4 protein-coding genes are annotated in these 3,580 nt (G+C 55.4%); all 4 read left to right on the forward strand.

Annotated features, from left to right (window positions below; genetic code table 11):
* Nucleotides 1–689: 689 nt before the first annotated feature.
* Nucleotides 690–1,190 (forward strand): hypothetical protein, encoded by a 501-nt coding sequence (locus AB4043_RS23505; protein ID WP_442302595.1) that lies wholly within the window; start codon nucleotides 690–692, stop codon nucleotides 1,188–1,190.
* A 2-nt stretch (nucleotides 1,191–1,192) separates the two neighbouring features.
* A complete protein-coding gene (locus tag AB4043_RS23510) occupies nucleotides 1,193–2,251 on the forward strand; it encodes a hypothetical protein (RefSeq protein WP_442308261.1) in 1,059 nt (352 codons plus the stop codon).
* A gap of 110 nt (nucleotides 2,252–2,361) precedes the next feature.
* On the forward strand, nucleotides 2,362–2,805 hold the full coding sequence (locus AB4043_RS23515; protein ID WP_442302597.1) for a hypothetical protein: 444 nt from the start codon (nucleotides 2,362–2,364) through the stop codon (nucleotides 2,803–2,805).
* Between the two features lie 40 nt (nucleotides 2,806–2,845).
* Nucleotides 2,846–3,322, forward strand: coding sequence for a hypothetical protein (locus AB4043_RS23520; protein WP_442302598.1), 477 nt, complete (start codon nucleotides 2,846–2,848; stop codon nucleotides 3,320–3,322).
* The last annotated feature ends 258 nt before the right edge of the window (nucleotides 3,323–3,580 follow it).

Genomic DNA, 3,580 nt, shown 5'->3' on the forward strand with positions numbered 1-3,580 from the left:
GCAGAAACTCTCAAAACGATTTTTCTACGCGTCGGATGCGGGTGCAGAAACTCTCAAAACGATTTTTCTACGCGTCGGATGCGGGTGAACTGCTGGCCGCGCTGCACTCAAGCCGCTCGGCTGTCAGCCACGAGATGCAGATAACATGGCTGCTCTCGGAGAGCTCTCGCATTGCATTGATGGGACACGATCATCAATGGAACGCAACCTTCCGGACCATGGATGGAGCTTCCCTTCAAAGTGCCCCTATACGTTGGATTGCGCCGGCTACGAATGCTCCGACATTTACGCGCCTTGCATTGGCACCGGAATTGCAGGCTTTGATCCAGGTCCACCCTTCTGCCGAATCCGGTTGGACCATGTTCGTTCTGCATACATTACTTTTTGCGGCGGCATTTGTGGCAATGCTGATTCTCTGGTTCTGGGTTCCTCGGCTCATCTGGGGTGAACAGTACGCGGGCATGGTTCCCCAACGCTCCAAACGATGGAGCAATGGAGCCGCCGTTACTTCCGCATCCAGTGTCCAGATTCGATCTATAGAAACTCCCCCATCAGGCTTCGAAACGAACGGGGCAGTCAGTGTTCCCATTCAGCGCTCAGCCTCCCAGACAACCCAAATTCAACCGCGAGATGAGTTCTCACGAACGAGACTCACCTTCGACCGATAGACCAACAGGAGCCTCCCCCTTATGCCTTTGGTAAAAGTTGTTCGCAAGGGTGTTACCCCAGCAGTTCGTAAGGTCCCCACCTCCACCGCCGCAGCCATGCTGCCCATGACGATCAATCGAGTCGGTGGTGAAGCCGCTTCGGAAACCGAAGCGCTCGCCAAGGTCGAAGATTTGCAAGATGCCTTCCGCAAATTCGAGCCGAAGCTTAACTTCCGTGGCTATACCGGTGATGGCGAAACCGAATTTCGCGCGGACCTTCAGTTTCGTTCGATCAAGGATTTCGAACCCGAAAATCTGCAGAAGCGCCATGAAGTTCGCGACGCTGACGGCAATGTGAGCTATCTGCGCAACGATCTCGCCGATCTTAGAGCAAATATCGATCTGCTCTATCGCTTGAAAGACCGATGGAAGCTGCCGACGGTACGCAGAGCCTGGGGAAATGCGGAACAGCGTAAAGAGATCGTAGAAGCACTTGGCAAGTTGCGCAGCGAGCTCGAGCGCGTTGCGGAAGGAGAGAAGTAGCCATGGCAGAGACACAAACACCTACTCTCACGACAGAACAGATCATCGCCGACAGCCCGGCACGCGAGCTGTTGCAGGATATCTTCGCGGACCTGCATCCCGGCCTTACCAATGAAAAGCGGGAGATCGCGAGTATCTTCTCCGCACAGTCAGCGAAGGAGTTTCTGTCACAGCTGACGAACTTCGAACAGCTCATCAGCGCTGACGACACCTACGACGAGACGGTCAAGAAGCTTCAGGGCCAAATCGACAGTGCCGAGAGCGTCCGCGATGAATTGCTGCGCCAGGTCTTTGAACAGATCCGCCCGCTTGAACTCTCATACCGTCAACTGCAGCTCTTCTTCGAGAATGCGAAGGTCGGCGACGGCAAGGTTCGCAAACCGGTTGAGCTCTATATTCTGAATGCCGATGCCAAGGCGATGAAAGACATCTTTTCGATGAACATCGCCGCCATGGAGCATTTTGTCGTACAGCGAAACGATAACTTCAACTTCCGTGACGACATCTGTAACCTGGTGGTTCCGGGCTACTATCCTCAGCCCATTCGCGAGAAGCTGGAAACACTGGCCAACGCCTGGGGCATGCTGCTGATTGGCGACCTGGACGACGAGAAATCCTTCAAAAACGTTGAGCGCAACTTCCTTCCCGGCGGCAAGTACGAGTTCCTGAAGCGTCCGGAAGACCAGGCCGCGGCCGACGTATGCTTGATGGGCTATCTCCAGTTGCGCGAGGCTCACTGGTTCGAGAAAGATGCCGATGCACAGGATGGGCTGTATGGTCCACCATCCATGGTGTTCGCAGGAGCGGTTGCGCGCGCGGATGATGCTCAAGGTCTGGCACAGGGTCCTGTCGGTTCACGCTTTGGACGAGTCAATGGAGCGATGAAAGCCCRCATCGAACCGTTGATCGGCGAGATGGAGCATCTCTCCATGGAGCGTCTGAAACCCCGCTCAAGAGGCTTCTCGACGAACAGGTGGAACAGGGTACGATCCTCGGCTATGACCTGTTTGTCGATAAGGATTCAAACAAGCGTATGCAGGGTATCTGTGACATCACGCTAAACGTGATGCCGACCGGACCAGCCGAGACGTTTGTTCTGAAGATCGACGTCCCTGAGTTCAGCCGTCCGGAACCTGCAAAAGCGTAATTCAAACCATCCAGAGCGTCGAACATGGCCCAGCTGAGATTCACCATACATGGTCTGCGTCCGGGTAGCGCTGCTGAGAGTGCGGAGAGTGAATCCGCACCAGCAGAGCGCCCCAACTTCCGTATTGCCGCGGGTTCTGCAGCACGCGATGCCGAGCAGCGCAAAGCAGCCGGTATGGATCCTCATGTGAACGGTGTCACCCTTTCGATGCGAGGAACATCACGTGGTGTGCAACCTCATTCTCCTGTAACACAAGCTATTCAGAATGCGGGCGAGGAGCACGCTGCCTCATGTCAACAAGATCGCGCGGAGGGAGAGCAAGTCCAAACCCTGGCGCACGACGAGAACCTGCAGGTACTCCGTCCGACCGATACCTCAGGTTCTTCAGCCCCGGCGGCTTTGCAGTATGTGGCAAACCGGGTGCAATCCCTGCTTCAAAAACTTATTCGACCCGGCGATTCGGTCTAGTACGAAGGGACAATTTCGCCAATCACACTAAGGAGAGCTCATGGCAAATCCATATCGTACGACAGTCACCATCGATGGCCAGAAGTTTCAGGCCGTCACAACCAGCGTGAAGTTCAACACCGCCAAGGATCGCGCCGGCGTTGCCCAGATGGGTTCGCTCGCGACCAAGATCCGGGTATGGGCCGATCTTCACGACGATCAGAACCTTCCCTTCTCGACGGTCAAGCACCTGTTCGATCTGGCCAATGTCGTTACCCGTGACAAGATCAAGCCGGTAAAGATCGAATTCTGGAAAGACGATTCGCAGCAGGATGCGCTGATTTCCTATAGCTTCAACGGCTGGATCCGCCGCTTCGAGACCTCAAACCCTCTTGACTTCCTGACCCGTACACAGGCAGGCAGCACGGAAGACGTTCTTGCCGAAGGCACCTCGCCCACGTTGAATCACATGCTCGTACTCGATATCGAGCCGGCATTGAATCAGCAGAACTTCCAGGACATCCGCCTGAGCAACTAAGGACACCGGCACCGACGTCCACGCTCTGCTCGCAAAAATGATTCGCGCAATCTGCGCACAGCCGAAAGGATTCCCCCAAATGGCAGCTCCATACCGCAGCACCTGCACCATTGACGGACAGAAGTTCGATTGCCTCTCGATCCAGGTGGCATTTTCTACGGATAAAGACCGAGCCGGCATGCCCCAGATGGGCTCTCTGAACACGGACATTCGCGTGTACGTCGACTTCCACGACGACACCAACATCCCCTTCTCGAC

The organism is Terriglobus sp. YAF25 (assembly GCF_052113305.1).
In the GTDB taxonomy this organism is placed as follows: domain Bacteria; phylum Acidobacteriota; class Terriglobia; order Terriglobales; family Acidobacteriaceae; genus Terriglobus.

Coding starts and splice junctions, on each gene's coding strand:
- AB4043_RS23515 (WP_442302597.1), top strand. CDS start 2,362: ATGGCCCAGCTGAGATTCACCATACATGGTCTGCGTCCGGGTAGCGCT.
- AB4043_RS23505 (WP_442302595.1), top strand. CDS start 690: ATGCCTTTGGTAAAAGTTGTTCGCAAGGGTGTTACCCCAGCAGTTCGT.
- AB4043_RS23520 (WP_442302598.1), top strand. CDS start 2,846: ATGGCAAATCCATATCGTACGACAGTCACCATCGATGGCCAGAAGTTT.